This is a genomic window from Stenotrophomonas sp. P5_A8 (assembly GCF_056400545.1).
The window spans coordinates 1-861 of the sequence record NZ_JBFULB010000613.1; the positions used below are offsets into that span (position 1 = coordinate 1).

At 69.0% G+C, this 861-nt stretch carries 1 protein-coding gene; it reads right to left on the reverse strand.

Annotation, left to right across the window (positions count from 1 at the left end; genetic code table 11):
- Positions 1-56 precede the first annotated feature (56 nt).
- Positions 57-861 (reverse strand): MFS transporter (locus AC1DQP_RS21070; RefSeq protein WP_478052503.1); only part of this gene is annotated, 805 nt, incomplete at its 5' end.

Genomic DNA, 861 nt, shown 5'->3' on the forward strand with positions numbered 1-861 from the left:
GGCCGTAGCCGACCCAAAGMGCAGCCGGCCAGCGGCCGGCACTACCGGTGSTCAGATCACCACKGGTCTTCCAGCTTCTGCGGCTTGCACGCCACCCACGAGGCGGTCAGCAGGATCACGGCGCAGACCACCAGGAACCCGAACGGCAGATACCACGCGCCGCTGATTTCATGGAGCCAGCCGAACAGGAACGGTCCCAGGCAGCTGAAGGCGTAACCGACGCCCTGCATGAACCCGGACAACGCCGCCGAGCCGGCCGGGGTGCGGGTACGCAGGTTGATCAGCGTCAGTGCGAGCGGGAACGTGGACGGCCCGATGCCCAGCAGGATCGCCCACAGCCACGGTGCCTTCATCGGCGCGAACAGCAGCCCGGCGAACGCGATCAGGAACGCGGAAAAACCGATCAGCACCAGCGGGAAGGGATTGCGCAGGCGCACTGCCAGCGCGGGCATGGTCAGCGACGGCAGCAGGCCGCACGCGGCGAAGATGGCGACCATGATCCCGCCGAACCCCGGCGTGGCACCGGCTTCCACCACGATGCGCGGCAACCAGGTGAACATCGAGTAGGTCATCAGCGAGGTCATGCCGAACATCAACGTCATGCCCCAGCCCAGCGGCGTGCGCCAGACCTTGCCGTGCGGCTGCGCAGCCGGATCGGCGGCGGAGTCCAGCGGGTCCGGATGCGGGCGGCGGCGGGCCAGCATCATCCACGGCAGCGCGGCAGCCAGGGCAAGGATCGACCAGATGCCGAGCGAGACGCGCCAGCCGGCGCTTTCGGCCAGCGGCACGGCGAGCAGGGCGGGCATCATCGTGCCGATCTGCAGCACGGTGATGTACAGCGTGCTGACGGTGCCGACGCGG